At 71.1% G+C, this 23526-nt stretch carries 23 protein-coding genes; 12 read left to right on the top strand and 11 right to left on the bottom strand.

Annotation, left to right across the window (positions count from 1 at the left end):
* Position 1: 1 nt before the first annotated feature.
* Positions 2-1009 carry a 1,2-phenylacetyl-CoA epoxidase subunit PaaA gene (gene paaA / locus BGP79_RS04090; RefSeq protein ID WP_076693780.1) on the bottom strand — a complete coding sequence of 336 codons (1008 nt, stop codon included), beginning with the start codon at positions 1007-1009 and terminating at the stop codon, positions 2-4.
* Between the two features lie 227 nt (positions 1010-1236).
* Here paaA and BGP79_RS04085 point away from each other — a divergent pair, with 227 nt between their 5' ends.
* Positions 1237-2976, top strand: a complete 1740-nt coding sequence (locus BGP79_RS04085; protein ID WP_076693406.1) for a phosphoenolpyruvate--protein phosphotransferase — start codon at positions 1237-1239, stop codon at positions 2974-2976.
* A gap of 539 nt (positions 2977-3515) precedes the next feature.
* Here BGP79_RS04085 and BGP79_RS16565 read toward each other — a convergent pair.
* The 5 genes from BGP79_RS16565 to BGP79_RS04060 form a co-directional block, all read right to left on the bottom strand.
* Positions 3516-4322 (bottom strand): type IV toxin-antitoxin system AbiEi family antitoxin domain-containing protein, encoded by an 807-nt coding sequence (locus BGP79_RS16565; protein ID WP_076693405.1) that lies wholly within the window; start codon positions 4320-4322, stop codon positions 3516-3518.
* A 660-nt stretch (positions 4323-4982) separates the two neighbouring features.
* Complete coding sequence (locus tag BGP79_RS04075; RefSeq protein ID WP_076693404.1) at positions 4983-5252, bottom strand: HPr family phosphocarrier protein; 270 nt, start codon at positions 5250-5252, stop codon at positions 4983-4985.
* A 43-nt stretch (positions 5253-5295) separates the two neighbouring features.
* Positions 5296-6435, bottom strand: coding sequence for a mannitol-1-phosphate 5-dehydrogenase (locus BGP79_RS04070; protein WP_076693403.1), 1140 nt, complete (start codon positions 6433-6435; stop codon positions 5296-5298).
* Entirely contained in the window at positions 6432-8537 is a 2106-nt protein-coding gene (locus BGP79_RS04065; RefSeq protein WP_076693402.1) for a PTS mannitol transporter subunit IICBA, read from the bottom strand. Before BGP79_RS04065 ends, BGP79_RS04070 begins: the two co-directional genes overlap by 4 nt.
* 69 nt (positions 8538-8606) lie before the next feature.
* A complete protein-coding gene (locus BGP79_RS04060) occupies positions 8607-9341 on the bottom strand; it encodes a TetR/AcrR family transcriptional regulator (protein WP_076693401.1) in 735 nt (244 codons plus the stop codon).
* Between the two features lie 152 nt (positions 9342-9493).
* Between BGP79_RS04060 and BGP79_RS04055 the strand changes: the two genes are divergently transcribed.
* The 5 genes from BGP79_RS04055 to BGP79_RS04035 are packed head-to-tail and all read left to right on the top strand — an operon-like array spanning position 9494 to position 13399.
* Positions 9494-9973, top strand: a complete 480-nt coding sequence (locus BGP79_RS04055; RefSeq protein ID WP_076693400.1) for a hotdog fold thioesterase — start codon at positions 9494-9496, stop codon at positions 9971-9973.
* A 52-nt stretch (positions 9974-10025) separates the two neighbouring features.
* Complete coding sequence (gene paaK, locus BGP79_RS04050; protein ID WP_076693399.1) at positions 10026-11354, top strand: phenylacetate--CoA ligase PaaK; 1329 nt, start codon at positions 10026-10028, stop codon at positions 11352-11354.
* A 22-nt stretch (positions 11355-11376) separates the two neighbouring features.
* Positions 11377-12057 (top strand): TetR/AcrR family transcriptional regulator, encoded by a 681-nt coding sequence (locus tag BGP79_RS04045; RefSeq protein WP_076693398.1) that lies wholly within the window; start codon positions 11377-11379, stop codon positions 12055-12057.
* Between the two features lie 39 nt (positions 12058-12096).
* Positions 12097-12981 (top strand): AraC family transcriptional regulator, encoded by an 885-nt coding sequence (locus BGP79_RS04040; RefSeq protein WP_083701557.1) that lies wholly within the window; start codon positions 12097-12099, stop codon positions 12979-12981.
* A gap of 4 nt (positions 12982-12985) precedes the next feature.
* A complete protein-coding gene (locus tag BGP79_RS04035) occupies positions 12986-13399 on the top strand; it encodes a VOC family protein (RefSeq protein WP_076693397.1) in 414 nt (137 codons plus the stop codon).
* Between the two features lie 79 nt (positions 13400-13478).
* Here BGP79_RS04035 and BGP79_RS04030 read toward each other — a convergent pair whose 3' ends face one another.
* Complete coding sequence (locus BGP79_RS04030) at positions 13479-14213, bottom strand: 5-oxoprolinase subunit PxpA (protein WP_076693396.1); 735 nt, start codon at positions 14211-14213, stop codon at positions 13479-13481.
* A 3-nt stretch (positions 14214-14216) separates the two neighbouring features.
* Complete coding sequence (locus BGP79_RS04025) at positions 14217-15710, bottom strand: amidase (RefSeq protein ID WP_076693395.1); 1494 nt, start codon at positions 15708-15710, stop codon at positions 14217-14219.
* Positions 15711-15824: 114 nt separating this feature from the next.
* Here BGP79_RS04025 and BGP79_RS04020 point away from each other — a divergent pair, with 114 nt between their 5' ends.
* Entirely contained in the window at positions 15825-16622 is a 798-nt protein-coding gene (locus BGP79_RS04020) for a FadR/GntR family transcriptional regulator (protein ID WP_076693394.1), read from the top strand.
* A gap of 24 nt (positions 16623-16646) precedes the next feature.
* Here BGP79_RS04020 and BGP79_RS04015 read toward each other — a convergent pair whose 3' ends face one another.
* On the bottom strand, positions 16647-17141 hold the full coding sequence (locus tag BGP79_RS04015) for a GNAT family N-acetyltransferase (RefSeq protein WP_076693393.1): 495 nt from the start codon (positions 17139-17141) through the stop codon (positions 16647-16649).
* A 91-nt stretch (positions 17142-17232) separates the two neighbouring features.
* Positions 17233-19302 carry a phenylacetic acid degradation bifunctional protein PaaZ gene (paaZ, locus tag BGP79_RS04010; protein WP_076693392.1) on the bottom strand — a complete coding sequence of 690 codons (2070 nt, stop codon included), beginning with the start codon at positions 19300-19302 and terminating at the stop codon, positions 17233-17235.
* Positions 19303-19445: 143 nt separating this feature from the next.
* Here paaZ and BGP79_RS04005 point away from each other — a divergent pair, with 143 nt between their 5' ends.
* On the top strand, positions 19446-19874 hold the full coding sequence (locus BGP79_RS04005) for a PaaI family thioesterase (RefSeq protein WP_076693391.1): 429 nt from the start codon (positions 19446-19448) through the stop codon (positions 19872-19874).
* 79 nt (positions 19875-19953) lie between these two features.
* Positions 19954-20460: a hypothetical protein gene (locus BGP79_RS04000; RefSeq protein ID WP_076693390.1), complete on the top strand. Its 507-nt coding sequence runs from the start codon at positions 19954-19956 to the stop codon at positions 20458-20460.
* Between the two features lie 43 nt (positions 20461-20503).
* Here the strand turns inward: BGP79_RS04000 and BGP79_RS03995 are convergent, their stop codons facing one another.
* Positions 20504-21244, bottom strand: coding sequence for a TetR/AcrR family transcriptional regulator (locus tag BGP79_RS03995; RefSeq protein WP_076693389.1), 741 nt, complete (start codon positions 21242-21244; stop codon positions 20504-20506).
* An 81-nt stretch (positions 21245-21325) separates the two neighbouring features.
* Between BGP79_RS03995 and BGP79_RS03990 the strand changes: the two genes are divergently transcribed.
* From BGP79_RS03990 to BGP79_RS03980, 3 genes are all read left to right on the top strand, one after another.
* Positions 21326-22183, top strand: a complete 858-nt coding sequence (locus tag BGP79_RS03990; RefSeq protein WP_076693388.1) for an SDR family oxidoreductase — start codon at positions 21326-21328, stop codon at positions 22181-22183.
* 112 nt (positions 22184-22295) lie between these two features.
* Positions 22296-23267 carry an NAD(P)-dependent oxidoreductase gene (locus BGP79_RS03985; protein ID WP_076693387.1) on the top strand — a complete coding sequence of 324 codons (972 nt, stop codon included), beginning with the start codon at positions 22296-22298 and terminating at the stop codon, positions 23265-23267.
* Positions 23268-23304: 37 nt separating this feature from the next.
* Complete coding sequence (locus tag BGP79_RS03980) at positions 23305-23514, top strand: hypothetical protein (RefSeq protein WP_076693386.1); 210 nt, start codon at positions 23305-23307, stop codon at positions 23512-23514.
* Positions 23515-23526: the final 12 nt, after the last annotated feature.

Raw genomic sequence — 23526 nt, 5'->3', positions numbered from 1 at the left:
ATCAGGCTCCGATCAGCTCGGTCGACTGACGACCCTCGGTCCGGGCGGCGTACGCCTTCGCGGCCTCGCGCACCCAGGCACCGTCCTCGTGGGCGGCACGACGACGCTCGAGCCGCTGGGTGTTGCAGGGCCCGCGCCCGGCGATCACCTCGGTGAACTCGTGCCAGTCGAGCTCGCCGAAGTCGTAGTGGCCGCGCTCCTCGTTCCACTTCAGGTCCGGGTCGGGCAGGGTCAGGCCCAGCACCTCGGCCTGCGGGACGATCATGTCGACGAAGCGCTGCCGCAGCTCGTCGTTGCTGAACCGCTTGATGTTCCACTGCATGGACTGCACCGAGTTCGGGGAGTCGCCGTCCGGCGGCCCGAACATCATCAGGGCCGGGGCGTAGGTCCGGTTGACGGCGTCCTGCGCCATCTGCTTCTGCGCGGGGGTGCCGTTGGCGAGCTCGAGCAGGATCTCGAAGCCCTGCCGCTGGTGGAAGGACTCCTCCTTGCAGACCCGCACCATGGCCCGGCCGTACGGACCGTAGGAGGCCCGGCACAGGGGCACCTGGTTGCAGATCGCGGCACCGTCGACGAGCCAGCCGATGGCCCCCATGTCCGCCCACGTGCGGGCCGGGTAGTTGAAGATCGACGAGTACTTGGCCTTGCCCTCGATGAGCTGCTGCATCATCTCGTCGCGCGTGGTGCCCAGCGTCTCGGCGGCCGAGTACAGGTAGAGCCCGTGGCCGGCCTCGTCCTGCACCTTCGCCATCAGGATGGCCTTGCGCTTGAGGGAGGGGGCCCGGGTGATCCAGTTGCCCTCCGGCTGCATGCCGATGATCTCCGAGTGCGCGTGCTGCGAGATCTGGCGGGTCAGGCTCTTCCGGTACTTCTCCGGCATCCAGTCCCGCGGTTCGACGCGGGAGTCCGCCTCGATGATGCGGTCGAACGCCGCCTGGCCCTCGACGTCGACGGCGGGCGTCTCGTCGTCGGGGACGGCGCGCAGCGTCTGATCGGACGTGGCAGCCATGGTCATCACCTCGTGATCGGGATGGGGAAGTCGGGAGGGTCGGCGATCCTGCCTCGAATTACCGACCGTTCGTTCAGGATATGCGTGACGTGCGGCACCGTCAAGATCAGCGGTCGCCCCCGGAGCGAGTTTCCACGCCTGCGTCGCGTGCCCGGCCGGGACGTGCCCCGACGTGGAGGGCCCGTCTAGGATGAACGGACCATGCCAGCCAGCGCGGAGGGACTCTCATGAATCAGGTGTCCGGAGTCGGAGTCAGTGCCGGACGAGTCGTCGGGACCGTGCTGAAGATGGCCCCGCCCGTCTCGGCACCGCCCGAGGGCGAACGCCTGGCCGGTGGCGCGGACGCCGCCACGGAGGCCGCGCGCATCAAGGAGGCCGCCGCCGTCGTCAAGGCGAAGCTGCAGGAGCGTGCCGCCGCCGCGACCGGCGACTCGAAGAAGGTGCTCGAGGCGACCGCGATGATGGCCGCGGACCCCGCCCTGACGAAGGACGCCGCCAAGCGCGTCACGGATTCCGGGGCCAGCCCCGCCCGCGCCGTGTGGGACGCCGCCGAGAAGGTGGCCGACATGCTCAAGGGCCTCGGCGGGTACATGGCCGAGCGGGCCAACGACATCTACGACGTGCGCAGCCGCATCGTCGCCGAGCTGCGCGGCGAGCAGCCCCCGGGGGTGCCGACGTCGAGCACCCCGTTCGTCCTCGTCGCCGTCGACCTGGCGCCCGCGGACACCGCGACCCTGGACCCGGCGCTCGTGCAGGCGCTGGTGACCAGCGAGGGCGGCCCGCAGTCCCACACCGCGATCCTCGCGCGGCAGCTCGGCCTGCCCGCCATCGTCGCCGCCCACGGGGCGGACGCGATCGCCGAGGGCACGGAGGTCTTCGTCGACGGCGCCGCCGGCACCGTCCAGCTCGAGGTCGGCGACACCGAGCGGCAGTACGCGGCCACCTGGGCCGAGCGCGCCGCCAACCCGAGCGTGTTCAACGGCGTCGGCAAGCTCTCCGACGGATTCTCCGTGCCGCTGCTGGCCAACATCGGCAACGCGAAGGACGCGAAGAAGGCCGCGGCCGCGAACGCCGAGGGCGTCGGCCTGTTCCGCACCGAGTTCCTGTTCCTCGACCAGGCGGACGAGCCACCCGTCGACGTACAGGTCAAGCAGTACGCCGACGTCTTCGCCGAGTTCCCGGGCAAGAAGGTCGTCATCCGCACGCTGGACGCCGGCGCGGACAAGCCGCTGCCGTTCGTCACCGACGACACCGAGCCGAACCCGGCGCTGGGCGTGCGCGGCTACCGGACGTCGTGGCACTACCCCGATGTCCTGACCAACCAGCTCACCGCGATCGCGCAGGCCGCGGACGCGAGCGAGGCCGACGTGTGGGTGATGGCGCCGATGATCGCCACCGCCGCCGAGTCCGCCGACTTCGCGAAGCAGTGCACCGATGCGGGCATCAAGCGGCCCGGCATCATGATCGAGATCCCGGCCGCGGCGCTGACCGCCGACAAGCTGCTGACCGACGCCACGTTCGCCAGCATCGGCACCAACGACCTGACGCAGTACACGATGGCGGCCGACCGGCAGCTCGGTTCCCTGGCGGAGCTGAACGACCCGTGGCAGCCGGGGCTGCTCGCGCTGGTCAAGGCCTCGGTGGACGGTGCGACCGTCGCGGGCCAGCAGGTCTCCGGCGACGCCACCGCCCCGGACGAGCACCACCACGGCGACCCGGCCCGTCCCGTCGGCGTGTGCGGTGAGGCCGCGGGGGACCCGGCACTGGCCGTCGTGCTCGTCGGCCTCGGGGTCAGCACCCTGTCGATGACGCCGCGCAGCCTGGCCAACGTCGCGGAGATTCTCGCGTCGGTCTCGAAGGCGGACACGACGCGGATCGCCCAGCTGGCCCTGGACGCCCCGTCGGCGGCCGAGGCGAAGGCCCGGGTCCGGGAGCAGATCCCCCTGCTGGAGGAACTGGGCCTGTAGGGCCACCGGGCAGCCAGCTGCCTGCTGGCTCCGGCTCGCACCCTGTCCCACGCATCACCCGGCTTGCGAGCACCCTGTCCCACGGCGGTTCGCGCGCCCTGTCCCCCGGCGGTTTGCGCGCGCCCGGTCCCCCCGCGGTCTGCGCGCGCCCGTCCCACGACACGCCCTGCAAGTCCGGGATACAGCGCCATATCCCCGCTGACGCCGACGTGTCCCGGGACGGGGCAGGGGTGGGTACAAATCAATAGCGGCAGAGTCCGTGCAAGCCGGCCGCCCCTGCCGCACCCGGTCTCACGACACGCGGTGCGGATTCGGGATACAGCGCCATATCCCCGCTGACGCCAGCGTGTCCCGGGACGGGGCAGGGGTGGGTACAAATCAATAGCGGCAGAGTCCGTGCAAGCCGGCCGCCCCTGCCGCACCCGGTCTCACGACACGCGGTGCGGATTCGGGATACAGCGCCATATCCCCGCTGACGCCAGCGTGTCCCGGGACGGGGCGTGGGTGGGTACGGATGAGCAGCCGCAGAGTCGACGCGATCACGCGGGTCGGCGGTGGCGTCTGAGCGCGTCGCCCACCAGCCGCACGAACACCTCGGGCTCGTACATCACCGTCTCGTACGGCACCGTCAACAGCGGAAGTCCTCGGACGGTCAGCAGGTTCCACCGACGCCGATCGTTGCGGTAGGACTGCCGATCGCTGTGGAACTCGGCGCCGTCCAGTTCCACGTAGAGGACGCCGTTGACAAGTAAGTCGTAGCGCCCGACCCCGGGCACGACGACCTGACAGTGGACGTGGAAGCCGGCCTTCGTCAGCCGGTACCGGCCGACGGTCTCAAGGATGGACGCGCTGGCGGGATTGACCAGTTGCAGGATCCGGCGTTCCCGTGAGCTCCGGGCGCCGTCGACCGCACGGCGCAGCTCGTCCCAGCTCACGCGACGCTGGACGACAGCCGACTCGACGATCACGAGCGCGTCCAGCTCGAGCAGGCACCGGCAGCACTGGCGAAGCAGCTCGATCATGGATTGATTCCGAGTGACGCGATGGACGACGCATCCGGGTATCGCCGCGGCCCGAAGGACCCCGACGTGCGGCCGAGCTGGTTCGGCGAGCACCCACAGGCCCAGGGCACGAGCCCGGCTCACGCAGGTCAGGCGCCCGCCGGCCAGGCGCACGGTGACGAGCGCGGGATCGGCCCCGGGCAGGGCGTAGACGCCGTGGCCGGCCGCGATCAGCTGGCCGCCCTCGACCATCGTGGCGATCGCGGCCACGGCAATGCCCGCCTCTATCAGCTCTCGCCACCGCACGACCCCACCGTGCTGCCGTCCCAGCTCCATCACGTCCATGTCGACCAGCGTCCGCTGATCCGGCCCCGTCGGAGGTCGGTCCAGCCGCGCCGTGGACGAACGGACGTCGTGGCTTGGCTGTGGAGGGAGAACGACCCGATCACTGACCGGGGCCGTCCTCGCCGGCGGACGTCCTTCCTTGCCGCCCAGGTCCCGTGACACGCGTACGAAACCGATACAGCGCTCTTTCCCCGCCGACGCCGGCATGCCGCGGGAACGCGTGCGTGCATGGGCCGAGATCGGGCGACGAAGCTTCCCACTGGGTCCCACGACACGCCGTATGAAACCGGGATATAACGCCATATCCCGTCCAAGACCGGCGTGTCCCGGGACCGGGTGCGAGCGGACCAGCCGGATGGCGCCATCTCCCCGCCGACGCCGGCGTGTGCCCGGGACGGGATGCGAGCGTCCGCCAAGACCGGGCGGCAGAGCGTCCTGCTGGATCCCACGACACGCCTCGCGATTTCGGGATATAACGCCATATCCCGCCCAAGACCGGCGTGTCCCGGGACCGGGTGCGAGCGGACCAGCCGGATCGCGCCATCTCCCCGCCGACGCCGGCGCGTCCTGGGACCGGATGGGGCGGGACAGAGGAAGAGCCCCCAGAAACGCCGCATGGCCGGCACCCCGAGAGGTACCGGCCATGCAGGAGTGCGAGGACTACTCCGCGTCGAGGTCCCGGCTCAGCACCGCCACGAGGGCGTCGAGGGACTCGTCGGCCCCGTCGCCCTCGGCCCGCAGCGTGACCTCTTCGCCGTGCTCGGCGCCGAGGGTCATGAGCGAGAGGATGCTGGCGGCGGGCACGGCCTCGACGCCGGGCTTCTCGATGGTCACTTCCGCCGGCTGCTCACCGGCGGCCTGGGCGAAGATCGCCGCGGGGCGGGCGTGCAGTCCGGACGAGCTGGCGATCTTGACGGAACGCTCGGGCATGGGTCTACCTCCGTGGTCGGAACTACTGGGAACTGATTCGAAACTATCGGGCCTGGCGGTCCCGGACAAGCGAGGCGACCCGCTCGTACAGGGCGTCCTCGGGTGTGAGCCCGGTGACCTGCGTGACGAGGTCCTCGGTCGTCGCCGACGAGAGCAGCTGCTGCAGCTCCACGGCCTCGGCGTCCTCGGGGACGTCGAACCGCAGGGCCGCGCCCATGGCCGCCTCCAGCGCCGCCGTCGAGAGGCCGCGCTCGGCCGCCTCGGCCGCGGGGCCGACGAACCGCTCGTGCCGGCTCAGCTTGCGCATCGGCGCCCGGCCGACCCGCTCCACCGTGTCCGGCAGGTGCGGGTTGGCGAAGCGCCCGAGGATCTTCTCCACGTACGCCTGCTGCTGCTCCTCGCTGAAGCCGTGCTTGGCCACGAGCAGCGCCTTCGTCTCCTGCAGCACCGCGTCGACGGAGTCCCGGATCGTGGGGTCCGCCAGCGCGTCGGAGATCTTGTGCACGCCGGCGACGTAGCCGAAGTAGGCGCTCGTCGCGTGCCCGGTGTTGACCGTGAACAGCTTCCGCTCGATGTACGGGGCGAGGTCGTCGACCCACGTGACGCCGGGGATGTCCGGCGTCGCGCCGTCGAACGGACCGCGCTCCACGGCCCACTCGAAGAAGGTCTCCACCGTCACGTCCAGGCCCGCACCGGGATCCTGGGCGGGCACGATGCGGTCCACCGCGGTGTTGGCGAAGATCGCCCGTGCGTCCAGGTCGTCACCGGCGTAGTTCTTCCGGATCTCGTCGGCGAGGACGTCGGTCGCGTTGATCGCGTTCTCGCACGCCATCACCGCCACCCGCGGCGCGTCGGCGCTGCGGGCGGCGATGCCGGCGGCGATCACCGGGGCCACGAACTTGAGGATGTTCGGCCCGACGGCGGTGGTGACGACGTCGGCGCCCGCGATCGCCTCGATCACGCCCGCCTCGTCGGTGCCCGAGTTGAGGGCGGAGTAGCCGTCGACCGTGTGGGTCGCCGACTCCTCCCCCACCTCGTGCACCTGATAGCTCGGCGTGGCGTCGAGCGCGTCGATCAGCGGCGCGGCGACGTCGGCGAACACCAGCTCGTACCCGGCGTTGTGCAGCAGCAGCCCGACGAAGCCGCGGCCGATGTTGCCGGCGCCGAAGTGGACAGCTCTCATGCGTTGTTCACCGAATCGAAGATGAACAGCACGTCGCGAGCGGATCGCGCGTTCTCCAGCCGGGCCACCTGCTCCTTGTCCGAGAACACCTTCGCGATCGAGGACAGGATGTTCAGGTGCTCGTTGTTGCGGCCGGCGATGCCGACGACGAACTTGACCGGCTTGCCGTTCCAGTCGATGCCCTCGGGGTAGCGGACGAAGGAGATCGCCGACCGCTGGATGTACCCCTTGGCCTCGTTGGTGCCGTGCGGGATGGCCAGGAAGTTGCCCATGTACGTCGGCACGGAGCGCTCCCGGTCGTGCATCGCGGCGACGTAGTCGCCGGTCACGGCGCCCGAGTCGACCAGCAGCTTGCCGGACTCCTCGATGGCCGCGGCCTGGCTGGTCGCGGAGCCGTCGAGCACGATGCTGCGCTCGGCGAGGATGCCGTCCGCGTTCCCGGCCGCGGTGCGCGGCGCGTCGTCCGGGGCGACCCAGGTACCGGCCGCACCGCCCGCGGCTGCGCCTGCCGCCGCGCCCGTCACGTTGGACCCGGCACCGGTGGTGCCGGCTCCGGCGGTCGGGGCCAGGCCGGCGTGCTCGGCGGTCTCGCCGCCGGCCGTGCCGGTGCCGCCGCCGCGGTTCGTCTGCTCGAGCAGCTCGACGATCTCGTCGTACCGGGGGCTGCCCATGAAGTTGTCGACGGTCACGAACTGGGCCGACGGCGCCTTGGGCTCGGCCCGGGGGGCGAGGTCCTGGTGCACCACGACCATGTCGTAGGTGTCGGTCAGGTTGGCGATCGAGGCGTTGGTGACCTTGACGTCGTTGAAGCCCGCCGCCTTGATCTTGTTCCGCAGCACCGAGGCGCCCATCGCGGAGGAACCCATGCCGGCGTCGCACGCGAACACGATGTTGTTGATGGTGCCCTGAGCGGTGGCGACGCCGCCGCCGGTCAGCGTCGAGGCGACGGAGCTCTTCTTGCCCTTCATCGCCTCCATGCGCGCGGTCGCGTCGCCGAGGTCGCCCTCCCCCTTGTCCTTGCTGGTGCGCAGGATGACCGAGGCGATCAGGAACGACACCGCCGCCGCGAGGATGACCGAGAGAATGACGCCGATGTAGCTGTCGTTCGCCGTCGAGGCGAGCACCGCGATGATCGAACCCGGAGCGGCCGGCGAGCGCAGGCCCGAGTTGAAGATGACGTTGGTGAGGATGCCCGTCGCGCCACCGCAGATGGTGGCGATGATCAGGACCGGCTTGGCCAGGATGTACGGGAAGTAGATCTCGTGGATGCCGCCGATGAACTGGATCACGGCCGCGCCACCCGCGGAAGCCTTCGCCGCGCCACGGCCGAACACCATGTAGGCCAGCAGCAGACCGAAGCCCGGGCCGGGGTTGGCCTCGAGCAGGAACAGGATCGACTTGCCGGTCTGGACGGACTGCTCGGTGCCGAGCGGCGTCAGGATGCCGTGGTTGATGGCGTTGTTCAGGAACAGCACCTTGGCCGGCTCGATCAGGATCGACGTCAGCGGCAGGATGTGCGCGCCGACCAGCCACTCGACCACGTTGGCAGCGATCTGGGTGAAGAACTCGACGACGGGCCCGACGACCAGGAAGGCGACGAGGGCCATGATGGCGCCGAGGATGCCGGCGGAGAAGTTGTTGACCAGCATCTCGAAGCCGGGCTTGATCTTGCCGTCCCAGATCGAGTCGACCTTCTTCATCAGCCACGCGGTCAGCGGGCCCATGATCATGGCGCCGATGAACATCGGGATGTTGGTGCCCACGATCACGCCCATGGTCGCGATCGCACCGACGACGCCACCACGGACGTCGTAGACCATCCGGCCGCCGGTGTAGGCGATCAGCAGCGGCAGCAGGTACGTGATCATCGGGCCGACGAGGCCGGTCCACGGCACCTCGGCGCCGTCGACGGTATGGGTACCGAAGCCACCGAGCTGCGGGACCGGGAGAAACCCCTTCTCGATGAACAGAGCGGTGATGATGCCCCAGGCGATGAAGGCGCCGATGTTCGGCATGATCATGCCCGAGAGGAAGGTGCCGAATCGCTGGACGCCCGCGCGGACGTTGGTTCCACGCGACCTTTCAACTGTCGTCGTTGCCATGGTTCCTTCTCGAGGGTCGGCCCGCGGCGGTGCGGGGGGACGGGTGCGATGTGCTGGTACGGGTGATGCTCAGGTCGTGGTGGGGTGCGTCATGCGCTGGAGCCATTCGAGGAACAGACGCATCTCGCTGCTGGAGAGCTGCTCCGGATGCGATGCCTGCAGCGTCGCGTTCAGAGCGATGGCCGCCACCACGTAGGACGGCTGCTCGGGGTTGTCGGGATCAGATCGGGTGGCCGCGCCGTCGGACAGGACGGCGGAGATCGCACCATCCCGGCTCAGCTCGCTCAGCCCCATGGAGCGTCGCTGCGCCGGTTCGGCGATGAGCATCAGCGTCACCCCCACGTTGGCGGCGAGGATGCTCCGCGCCGCCTGCCGTGGCGGCACCACCAGCAGGCCCTGTCGGGCGGCATTCTGCAGGATGCCCTCCAGCACCGCCTCGGTCTCGATGACGATGGCGGGCCGCTGCTCGGGTCGGACGTTGCCGAACATCACCGAGTAGACGTCGGGCTGCTCGAGTCCGAACTGCACGTGGGCGTCCCAGAACCGGCGCACGTCCTCCACCGGATCCGCGGAGACGCTCAGTCCGCGTTCCCGCGCGAGGTACTGCTCGAATCCCCGGGCGACGACGGCGTCCAGCAGGCCTTCCTTGTCACCGAAGTGGTGGTACAGGGTCGGCGCCTTCACCCCCGCCAGATCGGTGATCTGGCGGGTGGAGACGGGCCCACCCTGTGCCTGGGTGAGCAGGGTCGTCGCAGCCTGGATCAGGCGCTCGCGCGCGGGGAGGCTGTGGTCGACGCTGCTCACGGCGATACAGTAACACCTGTAGCGACGCTATATGGCACGGCTCACATCCCTGCTCTCCGAGCCACCCCTGCCCCCGTCGTCACGCGGTTGACATCGCTGCCTCGATCGGATTACCTAATGAACATTCGGTAATTAAAGGTGAGAGGTGTCACATGGCCGAGAGTACGCCCACACTCGAACAACTCGCGGAGCATCACGAGATCCTGCGCGACGACTTCGCCTCCGAGTGGATGGGCATCCGCGTCGTCGAGATCGCCGACGGCCGGGCCGTGATCACCATGGACCTGCGCCGGGAGATGCTCAACGGCTTCGGGATGGCCCATGGCGGCATGATCTTCGCCTTCGCCGACACCGCCTTCGCTCTCGCGTGCAATGACATGGCCGGGAGCGAGGAGACCATCACCGTCGCCTCCGGCGCGGACGTCACCTTCATCCGCTCCGCCCGCCAGGGCCAGACGCTCACCGCCACCGCCGTGCGCCGGGCGTCCGCCGGGCGCAGCGGCCTGTACGACGTGACGATCACCGCGGCCGGCGAGAACGGCACGAACGGTGCCGCCGGCGAGGACCAGCTCATCGCCGAGTTCCGCGGCCGCAGCCGCACCATCCCCCAGCCCGCCCGCCGCCTGCGCTGAGCCCCGCCAGCACGAGCACGACGAGCAGCAGCGACAAGCAAAGGAGCCTGTTGTGACGGCCACCGCCACCAACCCGACCCTCGATCCCCAGGGCCTCGACCGCGAGGAGACCATCAGTCGCGACGAGCTCGAGGCGCTGCAGCTGAGCCGCCTGCAGGACACCGTGCAGCGGGCGTACGCGAAGGTCCCCCTCTACACCCGCAAGTGGGACGAGGCCGGCGTCCACCCGGACGACCTCGAGGAACTGGGCGACCTGCAGAAGTTCCCCTACACCACCAAGGCGGACCTGCGGGAGGCGTACCCGTTCGGCATGTTCGCCGTCCCGATGAACGAGGTCTCGCGGGTGCACGCGTCGTCCGGCACCACCGGCCGTCCCACCGTCGTCGGCTACACGCGCCAGGACCTGGACAACTGGGCGACCATTGTGGCGCGCTGCCTGCGCCTCTCCGGCGTCCGGCCCGGTGACATCCTGCAGAACTCGTACGGCTACGGCCTGTTCACCGGCGGCCTCGGCGCCCACTACGGCGCCGAGAAGCTGGGCTGCACCGTCGTCCCCATGTCGGGCGGGCAGACCGAGAAGCAGATCCAGATGATCCAGGACTTCGGACCGCGCGCCATCCTGTGCACGCCGACGTACCTGCTCACGATCATGGACGCCATGGCCGCGAAGGGCATCGACCCGCGCAGCACCTCGCTGAAGGTCGCCGTCCTCGGCGCCGAGCCCTGGACCGCCGAGATGCGGCATGAGCTGGAGACCGGCCTCGGCATCGACGCCTGCGACATCTACGGCCTCAGTGAGGTGATGGGCCCGGGCGTGGCCGGCGAGTCGAATGAGACGAAGGACGGCGCGCACATCTGGGAGGACCACTTCCGGCCCGAGATCATCGACCCGTTCTCCGACGCGGTGCTCGACGACGGTGAGCACGGTGAGCTGGTCTTCACGTCGCTGACCAAGCAGGCCCTGCCGATCATCCGCTACCGCACCCGGGACCTGACCCGGCTGCTGCCGGGTACCGCTCGCCCCTCGCACCGCCGGATGGGCCGGATCACCGGCCGCAGCGACGACATGATCATCCTGCGCGGCGTCAACATGTTCCCCAGCCAGATCGAGGAGATCGCGCTGCGGATCCCGGGGCTGAGCCCGCACTTCCAGCTGCACCTGACCCGCCCGGGCCGGATGGACCAGCTCACGGTCAAGATCGAGCGGCGCGACGACTGCACGGCGGAGACCGCGAAGGGCGCCGCCTCGGAGCTGGGCCGGCAGATGAAGATCCACATCGGGTCGACCGCGACCATCGAGATCTGCGAGCCGGGTTCGCTCGAGCGCTCCAGCGGGAAGCTCCGCCGCATCTACGATCAGCGTGGCACTCAGCAGGCGTGAGACCCGTGCGAGACTGAACGTCATGCCTGAGATCACCCCCGTCGCGCCGCCCGCCCGGGCACGCGGCGCGTCCCGCCGAGGCCGGCCGGGATACGACCAGCAGACCGTGCTGCGGATCGCCGTCGACGTGTTCAACCGGCACGGCTACGAGGCGACGTCGATGGGTCTGCTGGCGGACGAGCTCGGCATCTCCAAGTCCGCGATCTACCACCACGTGCCCGGCAAGGAGGACCTGCTCCGGCTCGCGCTGGAGCGGGCGCTCGGCGGGCTGGAGTCGACGCTGCACCAGCCGGGCGCGACGTCCGGGACCGCCGACGAGCGGCTCGAGTTCGTCGTGCGCGGCACCGTCGCCGTCCTGGTCGACGAGCTCCCGTTCGTCACCCTCCTGCTGCGGCTGCGGGGCAACACCGAGATGGAGCGGCAGGCGCTCGAACGGCGGCGCTACTTCGACCGGCAGATCGCCCAGCTGGTGGAGCAGGCCAGCACCGAGGGGGCGGTGCGCAGCGACATCGCCCCGCGCGTCGCCAGCCGGCTGCTGTTCGGCACCATCAACTCGATCGTCGAGTGGTACCGGCCCGGTGGCGCCCTGACGCAGGAGGAACTGGCCGACGACGTCGTCGCCATCCTCTTCGACGGCCTGCACGAGGGCCGCGCGCGCCGCCGCAGCACCGGCACCCCGAGCCCGGACGTCATCGGCCTCTGACGGACCGACGGACCGGGCGACGGACGGAAGGGAGGGCAGATGGCTCCGACGACGTCGCTCGAGCCCGCCCTCACCTTCACCCGGCTCGCGCCGGGCTCGGTTGCCCCTGTCCCCGGCGTCGCCTCGCTCGTCGACTACCGCACGGAGCGGGACGAGCCGCGCGTGCACCGTGGACTGCCGTCCCCGTGGCTGACCTTCATCATCAGCTTCGGCGAACCGGTGCCAACCGCCCCGGCTGCCGCCCTGGTCGGCACGGCCGGGGCGACGGCGTACGACGTCCTCGTGGGTCGCCTGCACACCAGCCCGGCCTACATCGATCAGCCGTCGGCGCAGAGCGGGATCCAGGTGGCCGTCCACCCGCTCGCCGCACGACGACTGTTCGGCGTGCCGGCAGCAGACCTGGTGTCGCTGACCGAGGACGGTGAGGCGGTGCTGGGCGGGGTGGTGCGGGGGTGGCGCGAACGGCTCGGCGCCGAACCCGACGCCCACCGGCGGCTGACCCTACTCGCCGGCTGGCTGGCCGAACGGCAGGCCGCGACGACCGCGGCGACCCCGGCGCGGCCGGAGGTCGCCGAGGCCTGGCGTCTGCTGGCCGCCAGCGGCGGGCGGCTGTCCACCACCGAGCTGGCCTCCCGCGTGTACCTGAGCGGGCGCCGGCTGACGACGCTCTTCGACCGCGAGCTGGGCTGCAGCCCCACCACCGCCGCCCGCGTCGTCCGCTTCGACCGGGCGGTCGGGATCATCCGCGACGCCGCCGTCGGCGGGATTCCGAACCTCTCGGCCGCCGCCGCGACCGCCGGCTACGCGGACCACCCGCACCTGGACCGGGAGTTCTCCCGGTTCGCCGGCTGCTCCCCCACGGCCTGGCTGCGGGAGGAGTTCCGGAACATCCAAGCCGGCGGCCACCGCAACGGTGTGGAATGAGCGCATGGACACGAACCCCGCCCCCGCCCTGCAGGTCTGGCCCACGCTGCAGGCGAACGACGCCCGCGGCCTGATCGACTACCTCGTGCGGGTCTTCGGCTTCGAGGAGACCGTCGCGTACGCCGACGGTGACCGCATCGCGCACGCCCAGCTGGACTGGCCCGAGGGCGGCGGCATCATGCTCGGCTCGCACAAGCCGGAGGGCCCGTTCACCCTGCAGCCGGGCACGTTCTCGGCCTACGTGGTGAGCGCCGACGTCGAGGGCCTGCACCGGCGCGCGGTCGACGCCGGCGGCATCGACGTCTCGGAGCTGACCCGCACCGACTACGGCAGCACGGACTTCCGCGCCTCCGATCCGGAGGGCAACATCTGGAGCTTCGGCACCTACGCCGGAGAGCCGCGCAGAACGGCCGGCTGACGGCGCCACCCGCGCACTCGGTGACGACCTCGCCCTCGCCGAGTGCACGGATCCCGCCGTCGATCGGGCGGCGGTGGGCCTACTCCGGTCCCGTCGCCAGGGCGATCCGCACCTCGCGGGCCACCTGCACGGCCGAAGGCAGGTCCGAGTGCACGCACACCGATGCCGGCTGCACCGGGACGGCGGTGCCGTCCACGGCCGTGACCGTCCCCTGCCGCACCGCCTGCAGCACCCGGTCCCGCACCTCCTCCGGACGGCGCGGAAGGGGGGCGCGCTCGACCACGATCATGCCGTCGGCCCCGTAGTCGAGATCGACGTAGAGCTCCGGGACGAAGGCGACGCCGGTCTCCGCGCAGATCGACTCGTGGGCGGTGCCCGCCAGGCCGAGGACCGGGACCGCGTACTGCCGGGCGACGTCGCAGATCGCCCGCATCAGGTCCTCGTCCGTCGCGCACATGCCGAACAGGGCGCCGTGCGGTTTGAGGTGGTCCAGGGGTGCCCCGTGGCGGTCGAGGAACCCCACGAGGGCGCCCACCTGGTAGCGCACGAGGTCGCGCGTCTCGTCGGGCGTCAGCGCCATGGCGCGCCGCCCGAAGCCGGTGATGTCGGGCAGCCCGGGGTGCGCGCCGATGGTCACGCCCGCGGCCACCGCGGCGCGCACGGTCCGCTCCATGGTGACGGGGTCCCCCGCGTGCATGCCGCAGGCGACGTTGACCGTGTCGACGATGGCGAGGAGCTCCTCGTCGTTGCCGAACGCGTGCAGTCCGATCGACTCACCGAGGTCGGAGTTGATGGTGATGGATGGCGTCGTCATCGGCTACAGCTCCGGCGCGGACCAGCCGCGCAGGGAGTCCTCGACGGCGGCGGCCAGCCCGAGCAGGCCGTGTTCGGCCGACGGAACGCCCATCAGCTCGAGCCCGACGGGCAGCCCGTCGGAGGTCTTCCCCGCGGGCACGGTGACGGCCGGGAAGAGGAGCTGGGACGCGATCACGGTGTTCGTGGGATAGGTCAGGCAGGTCCACCGCCCGGCGAGGATGTCCTCGTGGGTGGGGGCCGGCAGCTTGGCGTCGGGGAACGCGATGGCGTCCAGCCGGTGCGCGGCGATCACGCCGAGCACTTGGCGCTGGAACGCGCTCTGCGCGAGGACGCGGTCCACATACTCGGCGTCGTCCCGCGGATTCTCCGGGCCGGCGACGATCGCCTCGAGCAGGTCGAGCTTCTCGTGGTACTGGCCGGTGTCCACGAGCTCCCGCATCGACGTGATGCCGAGATCCGGCCGGGCGGTGACGAACGCGTTCATGTCGGCCTGCGACCGGGTCGTGTACAGCGACGTGAAGCCGACCTGCTCGTCGAGGTCGTCGATGGTGATATCGACGAGCTCCGCACCGGCCTCGCTCAGGGTGGCGAGGGCCGACTCGACGGTCTCGGCGACGCGCGCGCCGTCGGGATCGGTGCCGTCCGGGAACGCCTGGCGCAGGACGCCGATGCGCTTGCCCGTCAGCGATGCGCCGTCGAGGGCCTCGGTGTAGGAGCCGTGGGGGCCGTTCGCGCCGGCGACCACGGTCGCGGCCGTGTAGTCGTCGGCCGGGTCGTAGCCGACCAGGACGTCGAGCAGCTGCGCCGCGTCCCGCACGGACCGGGTCATGGGCCCGGCGGTGTCCTGCGGCACGACCAGGGAGGACATACCGGCGCGGCTGATCAGTCCCGGCGTCACCCGCACCCCGACGAGACCGCAGAAGGACGCGGGGAGGCGGATCGATCCGCCGGTGTCCTCACCGATGCCGACGAGGGCGAGACCGGCGGCGACGGCGGCCGCGGTGCCGCTCGACGAGCCGCCCGGGTCGCGGGTGAGGTCGTAGGGGTTCTTCGTGAGGCCACTGCGGGAGGACGTGGAGAACCAGGACGTCGCGAAGTCCGGCATGGTGGTCTTCCCGAGGATGATCGCGCCGGCCTCCCGGAGCCGGGCGATGGCCGTCGCGTCCTGAGCCGGGCGGTAGTCGCCGGACGCCGCACTGCCGAAGGTGGTCGGCAGGTCTGCCGTCTCGATCTGGTCCTTCACCACGACCGGGATGCCGTGCAGCGGTCCGGAGAGGCGACCCGTCTCCGCGAACTCCCGGTCGAGGCGCCGCGCCTCACCGACCGCGGTGGTGGACACCGAGATGAGCGCGTTCAGCTCGGGCCCTGATCGGTCGAGCTGCTCGATCCGCTCGAGGAAGGCGCGGACGAGGCCCTCGGCCGAGTAGTCCCCGGCGCGGAAGGCGTCGTGGACGTCGGCGATGGTGAGCCGGCTCGCGAGATCGGGAGGGGTCATGGTCGGGTGGTCCTCACGTCGGGAAGTCATTGTCCAACATTCAACATCCAAACTATTACCTCGGTCCACGTCCGGTGTAAAGAGTGTGTTTCCATTGATCCGAGAGGAGGCCGCATGTCGAGTTTCGAGCCGGAGCAGCTCGGCCGGCGCAATGCGTCCGGCCAGATCGCGCGGCAGTTGCGCAACGCCATCACCCAGGGCGTGTGGCAGCCGGGCGAGCGCCTCCCGACCGAGCAGGAGCTCGCGGTCACCTTCGACGTCGCCCGCGCCACGGCGCGGGAGGGCCTCAAACTGCTGTCGGCGACCGGCCTCGTCGTCTCGGCACGCGGAAGCAACGGCGGAACGTTCGTCACCGTGCCCGACGCCGAGGACGTGGCGGAACAGCTCAGCGACGCCATCTCCCTCTGGTACCGCGCCGGCAACGTCTCGGTGCACGACGTCGACGAGGCCCGCTGGGTGCTGGAGATGCACTGCGTCGAGCTCGCTGCCCGGCGGCGCACCGACGCGGACCTGGAGGCGATCCGCCGGCCGGTCGAGGCGTCCCGCGACCTGTCCATGGACATGGCCGACTGGCTCGACCTGGACCTCGAGTTCCACACCGCGATCACCCGGGCCGCGAAGAACAAGATCCTGGAACTGGCCATGACGTCGGTCCACCTCGCCCGTCCTGCGACCAACTCGGTGTTCGTCGAGTACCTCGACCGCACCCGCATCACCGAACAGCACGACGCCATCCACCGCGCGATCGCGGCGGCGGACCCCGAGGGAGCCCAGGCCGCGTTCCAGCGTCACGTCACCTATCTGGACGAGACCCGGCACGTGGCGCTGCGCGACACGAGCGCCGCGGACGTGCTCGTCGCGACCCTGCCGGAGCTGGGCCATGCCGACGTGGCGGAGCGACCGGGCGCCTGACCCGCCGGCGGCGGTCACGCGGACTCAGGCGCGGTCGAAGTCGATCTGGAAGTAGACCAGCCGGCCGGCGCGACGGACCTCGCGCATCCCGGCACGTAGCATCACGGCCTGGGAGGCGATGTTGTCCGGGGTGGTCGTGGCCTTGACGGTGCGGGCACCGGCCTCCCGCGCGATGCGCAGCGCTTCGCTGACCGCCTCCTTGGCATAGCCGCGGCCGCGAGCCCCGGGTACCAGGCCGTACCCGAACTCGACCACGCCGTCCTTGCTGGGCGGCCCGAAGAAGGCGACGCCGCCCACCTGGTCACCGGTCTCGCGTTCGCACACGTCGTAGACGCCGAACGGGCGGGTGTCACCGACCTCGTCCCACATCTCCACGAAGGAGGTGAGGGCACTGCGCTGGTCCACGACGGGGTAGCCGGTCCCCCACCGCTCCTCCGCCGGGATGTCCGCCGCGGCGCGCGCGACGGCTTCGTCCCGGGTCAGGGGGTGCAGCGTGAGGCGTTCGGTCGTGACATCCACCGGACAAGTCTGCCGGGTACCGGGTACCCGCTGTCCAATCGGACCGGTTTCCAGCGGTTCGGTGACGCGGCAGCGCCTGGTCGAGACCGCCTCAGGCCTCCTTGGCCACCAGGGTGAGGACGTCGTACTGCGCGACGAGCTCGTCGTGCTGGTTGTGGATGACGGCATCCCAGCGCACCTCGCCGTACTCGTCGGTCACGCGCGGGGTGATCTGCTTGCAGGTCAGCGTCACCCGGATGGCGTCGTCATAGGTGACCGGGGTGATGAAGCGCAGGTTCTCCAGCCCGTAGTTGGCGAGCACCGGCCCGGGCGCGGCGTCGACGAACAGGCCGGCCGCCCAGGAGACCAGCAAGTAGCCGTGAGCCACCCGGCGCGGGAAGAACGGGTTGGCCATGGCGGCCTCCTCGTCCGTGTGCGCGTAGAACTTGTCGCCCGTCGTCTCGGCGAAGTCGAGGATGTCCTGCAGGTGCACCGTGCGCAGGTCCGAGGCGAACTGGTCGCCGATCCGCAGGGTCGCCAGCGACTTGCGGAACGGGTGCTCGCCGGTGCCGGCGTCGACGTCGGAGCGGCTGACAGAGTTGACGGCAGCACCGGCGTGCCACACGCCCGTGACGGCGGTGAGCATGTCCGGGGAGCCCTGCACGGCGGTGCGCTGCATGTGGTGCTTGACGGCGCGAATGCCACCGAGCTCCTCGCCGCCGCCGGCGCGGCCGGGGCCGCCGTGGATCAGGTGCGGAACCGGGGAGCCGTGGCCGGTGGAGGTCTTCGCGTCCTGCCGGTTGAGGATCAGCACGCGGCCGTGGTGGGCGGCGATGCCGGTGATCAGCGCGGTGGCGGTCTCCGGGTCGTTGGTGCAGACGGTCGCGACGAGCGAGCCCTGGCCGAGGGCGGCGAGCCGGACGGCGTCGTCGACGTCGCTGTAGCCGAGCACCGAGGTGACCGGGCCGAAGGCCTCGACGCTGTGCGCCTGCTCGGTGTCCGCGTCGGCGAAGGTGAGCACGGTGGGCGGGAAGAAGGCGTCGTCGCCGTTCCCGTCCGGCGCACCACCGATCCGCACCTGGCCGCCGGCCGCCTCGAGGCGACGCACCGAGCGGGTGACCTCCTCGCGCTGGCCGACGGAAGCGAGCGCGCCCATCGTGGTGCCCTCGGTTCGCGGGTCGCCGACGACGACCGCCGCGAGCCGGCCGCGCAGCGCCTCGACGACGTCGTCGACGACCGTCGCGGGCACGATGGTGCGGCGGATCGCCGTGCACTTCTGCCCGGCCTTGCTGGTGATCTCGGTGACGACCGAACCGACGAACGCGTCGAACTCGGGGGTACCGGGGACGGCGTCGGGCGCGAGGATCGCCGCGTTGAGGGAGTCCGTCTCGGCCGTGAAGCGGACGCCGCCGTCGGCCACCTGCGGGTGGGCCTTCAGCGACGCCGCCGTACCGGCCGACCCGGTGAAGGCGACCAGGTCGCGGTGGTCCAGGTGGTCGAGGAGGTCCCGCGCGGAGCCGGAGATCAGCTGCAGGGAACCGGCGGGCAGCAGCCCGGACTCGACCATGAGCCGCACGCACGCCGCGGTGACGTAGCCCGTCGGCGTCGCCGGCTTGACCAGGGTGGGCACCCCGGCGATGAAGGCCGGCGCGAACTTCTCGAGCATGCCCCAGACGGGGAAATTGAAGGCGTTGATCTGCACCGCGACGCCCGGCAGGCGGGTGTAGATGTGCTCGCCGATGAATGAGCCGTCGCGGGAGAGCGGCTCGACGGCGCCGTCGATCAGCACCTGGCTGTTCGGCAGCTCGCGGCGGCCCTTGGAGGAGAAGGTGAAGAGCGTGCCGATTCCGCCGTCGACGTCGACCAGGTTGTCCTTGTCGGTCGCGCCGGTGCGATGGGAGAGGACGTAGAGCTCCTGCTTGTGCGCGGTCAGGTGGGCCGCCAGCTCCTTGAGCTTCAGCGCCCGCTCGTGCAGGCTCAACTCGCCGAGCGAGCGCTGGCCGACCGTGCGGGCATGCTCGACGGCGGCAGCGACGTCGAGCCCGTCGGTGCTGACCCGCGCGACCGGCTCCCCCGTCGCGGCGTCCCGCACCTCCGTGCCGGCGACGTCGTCGGCGGGGCGCCACCAGGCGTCCTGCACGTAACTGGCCACGAACTCGATGGCGGGGGCAGGTGCGGTCATCATCGACGTCCTTCTGTTCCTCACACGGCAGATCCGTACGCTGGGGATCGTGATGACGCCGCAATGGCGTTACCGACCGATCGTTCAGTAATGTCAGCGTACAGGATGCGTGAGCGGGAGCACGCACCACAGGAGGAGGACCCATGCCGGAGCAGACGGAGCAGGCGCACGAGCCGTGGCAGATCACGCTCGGTGAGCTCGACGAGAAGATGGGGGTGACCATCGTCGAGCAGTCGGCCGAGCGGGTCGTCGCCACCATGCCCGTCGAGGGAAACCGGCAGTCCTTCGGCCTCCTGCACGGCGGCGCGTCGCTGGCCGTGGGCGAGGCGGTCGGGTCTTGGGCCGCGGTGATCCACGCGAGCTCGATGGGCCGCAGCGCCGTCGGCGTCGACGTCTCGGCCACGCATCATCGGTCGGCCACCTCCGGCACCGTGACCGTCACGGCGACCGCGATCTCCCTGGGCCGGACGATGACGAGCCACGAGGTGGTCATCACCGACGAGCAGGATCGCCGGCTCTGCACGCTGCGGATCACGAATCTCATCGTGGACAGAACGGTGGACCGCAAGTAGCCCGGCCCGACCGGGACCGCCCGCCCGCCGCGGAGTAGCCTCACGTCTGTCACCACCCGCGGACGTCGGAGGCGCTGCGATGGATCCAGAAGCGACGGAGCCGGCTGCACCGGAACCACTGATCATCGGGCCGCGGGCGCGCATCCCGAACCCTTCCCTCGAACCACTCGCGTTCCTGGTGGGCGAGTGGCGGACGACCGGGACGCACCCCGCCCTGGGCGGGCGGACGGTCACCGGGCAGGCGTCCTTCACGTGGCACGAGGGCGGAGCCTTCCTGCTCGTGCGGACCCACGTCGACGAACCCGGGTTCCCGGACGGGGTGGCCGTCATCGGCGGTGACGGCGGCCGCACCATCGACCACCCCCGATTCGTCATGGTGTACGTCGACGAGCGGGAGGTGTCGCGGCTGTACGACGTCGTTCTCGGCGCTGGCACCGTGACCTGGTCCCGCGACGATCCGATGATCGCGCAGACCGTGACCGTCCACGCCGAGCCGGACGGCACGCTCGTCAGCACCGGGCGGATCTCCGAGCACGGCGGCCCGTGGGGCGAGGACCTGTCTCAGGTGTTCCACCGGGTCAGCTGACCGGCGGGGTCGGGGCGGGCCGGCACCGCCTTCGCGTCCGTCGTCATTCTCCGGGATCCGGCGACGACAGGCTCGAGAGCTCGCTCCCGGCGCGGTCGACCCACTCGACCAGCAGTTCGCGTTCCTTCGCCGTCAGTCCGCGCAGCCGGGGCGCGAGAGCACGGAACGTCTCCACCGCGGCACGGGCTTCATCACCCGATGAGGGCGGCGCATCCACGAGGATCTGGCGGAGCACGGCGTCGAACATCGCGTCCGCCAGGGCCCGGTCCCGCTCGTCGACGCGCCGGCTCAGCAGCGTCTGCACGGTGCCGACGCCGGCGGCCTGGATGAGATCGACGGCACGGCGTTCGTCCGTGCGCAACCATCCGCGGGCGGCGATCCGGTGGACCCGGGCCTCGAGGATGCGTTGCCCCGCCTGCACGGAGGGCGACCGGGCGGCCCGCTGCGGATCGTTGAGGAGTCGGTAGACCGCCGGGTTGGCCAGACTGAACTCGATCTGCAGGGTCCAGCTCGCCCGCAGGTCCTCGACCGGGTCGACCTCGGTGCTGGTGGCGTCCCGGAGGGCCTCGGTCTTGCCGGCGACCCACGTGGCCAGCACGTGCTCGGTGACCGCTTCGAGCAGGCCGTCCTTGTCCCCGAACAATCGGTAGATCACGGGCGCCTGTACCTGCGCGGCCTCGGCCACTCCGCGGGTCGTCACCGCCGTCATGCCGTCGCGCAGGAGCGCCGCTGCCGCCTCGATGATGCGATCGCGCGTCGCCGACCGCGCCCTGCCCTCCGTCATCGCTCCACGATATCGGCTCTTCCCTCCTGGTGTTTCCATTGATAACGTTTAGACCGATACGCCGATAACAGGAGGCCACTCATGATCGTCGTCACCGGAGCCACCGGGGCGCTGAACGGCGCCACCACCGACCACCTGCTCGACCGCCTGCCCGCCGCCGACATCGTCGTCGCGGTGCGCGACCCCGCCAAGGCGCGGCGATTCGCCGACCGGGGCGTCGAGGTGCGACGCGGCGACTACGCCGACGCCTCCTCTCTCCCGGCAGCCTTCGAGGGTGCCGACCAGCTGCTGCTGGTGTCCTCGAACGATCCGACGGGCGACACCGTCAGCCTGCACCGCGCGGCGATCGACGCGGCGGTGTCGGTGGGGGTCGGCCGCATCCTCTACACGAGTCACCAGGGTGCTGCCGCCGACACTCCGTTCGGGCCGGGCCGGGTCCACGCCGCCACCGAGGGCCTCCTGGCCGCGTCGGGGCTGCCGTGGACGTCGTTGCGCAACGGCTTCTACACGCACAGCCTCGCCTGGTTGGCGGGACCGTGGCGGGAGACCGGCGTCATCGCGGTGCCCGCTGACGGGCCGGTGTCCTGGACCACGCGGGAGGACGCCGCGGAGGCCGCCGCCGCGATCATCGCCTCCGACGGCGGTCACGACGGCCCGACGACCATCACTGCGGACGCCGCCCCGACCTTCGAGGAGATCGCCCGGATCACCTCCGAGCTGACCGGCCGCTCCGTGGAGCGGGTGCTGATCGATCCGGACGAGTGGGTCGCGGCGCGCATTGCCGAGGGGATGCCCGAGGCGGCGGCGCACTTCACGCTCGGCATGTACCAGGCGGCCGACAAGGGATTCTTCGCCGGCACCGATCCCCTGCTCGGGCAGCTGCTCGGCCGCCGGCCCCGGTCGGTGCGGGACGTTCTCGCCGCACCCGCGCCGGCCTGAGCCCGCGTCGGCGGTGCCGCCCGTTCCCGCAGGGCCGGCTGATAGGTTGGCGGGTCCCACCCAGTCCGACTCGCGGCATCGGACCGCGACCCGGCCGACCAGGAGGAGACCCATGCGCATCGCCGTCATCGGCGGGACCGGCCACATCGGCACGTTCCTCGTCCCCCGCCTCGTCCGCGCCGGCCACGACGTCGTCAGCCTCAGCCGCGGCAGCCGCACCCCCTACGCCGAGGCCCCCGAATGGGGCCAGGTCGAGCAGGTGACGGCGGATCGGGAGGCCGAAGAGCGGGACGGCACCTTCGGCGAACGCATCGCCGGGCTGGGCGCCGACGTCGTCGTCGACCTCGTCTGCTTCACCCTCGAGTCGGCGACGGCGCTCGTCGAGCGACTGCGCGGCGACGTCGGGCACCTGATCCACTGCGGCTCCATCTGGCGTGCCGGCGTCAGCCACGTCCTGCCGGTCACCGAGGACAACGCGACCCCGCCGTTCGGTGAGTACGGCGTGCAGAAGGACCGCATCGCGCGGATGCTCAAGGAGGAGACCGCGTCCGGCGGCCTGGTCACCACGTCGCTTCACCCGGGGCACATCAGCGGCCCGGGCTGGGCGCCGATCGGCCCCACCGGCAACCTCGATCCCGGCGTCTGGCGGACGCTCTCTGCAGGCGAGCCGCTGCCCGTTCCCGGCCTCGGTGCCGAGACGATGCACCACGTGCACGCCGACGACGTCGCCCAGGCGTTCGAGCTCGCCGTCACCCACCGGGACGCGGCGGCCGGAGAGGACTTCTCCGTCGTCGCGGCCGACGCGTTCTCCGTGCGCGGCTACGCGGAGGCTGCCGCGTCCTGGTTCGGACAGCAGGCCCGGCTCCAATCGGTGAGCTGGGAGGAGTTCCGGTCCGGACTCTCCGACCAGCACGGGCAGACCAGCTGGGAGCACCTCGTACGCAGTCACGTGTTCTCGATCGAGAAGGCGCAGCGGCTGCTGGGCTACGCGCCGCGGTACACGGTCGAGGAGACGACGCTCGCGGCGGTGCGCTGGCTGGTCGAGCACGACGAGATCGCGGTGGCGGCACCGCTGGTCGCGTGAGCAAACGACGCCGCGATCCTGCGAACCTGGCGGCCCGATGCAGGAGAGCTATCTCCGCGCCGTCGACGAGCTGCGCGATGCCGTGTCCCCGTTGCTGCCGGACCACGACGATCAACAGGTCCTGGCCACCGTCGCGCTGCTGGTCGGCGCCCTGCAGCTGTCCCGGGCCAACGCCGGCACGCCGGAATCCGACGCGATCCTGGCGGCCGCCCGCGCAGCCCTGCGGGAGAACCCAGCCGACTCCTGATCGAGGTCGGCC

The organism is Tersicoccus sp. Bi-70, assembly GCF_001968825.1.
Lineage (GTDB): Bacteria > Actinomycetota > Actinomycetes > Actinomycetales > Micrococcaceae > Tersicoccus.
Note: the sequence above shows the minus strand (reverse complement) of the source record. Positions and strands in the feature narration are given on the sequence as shown.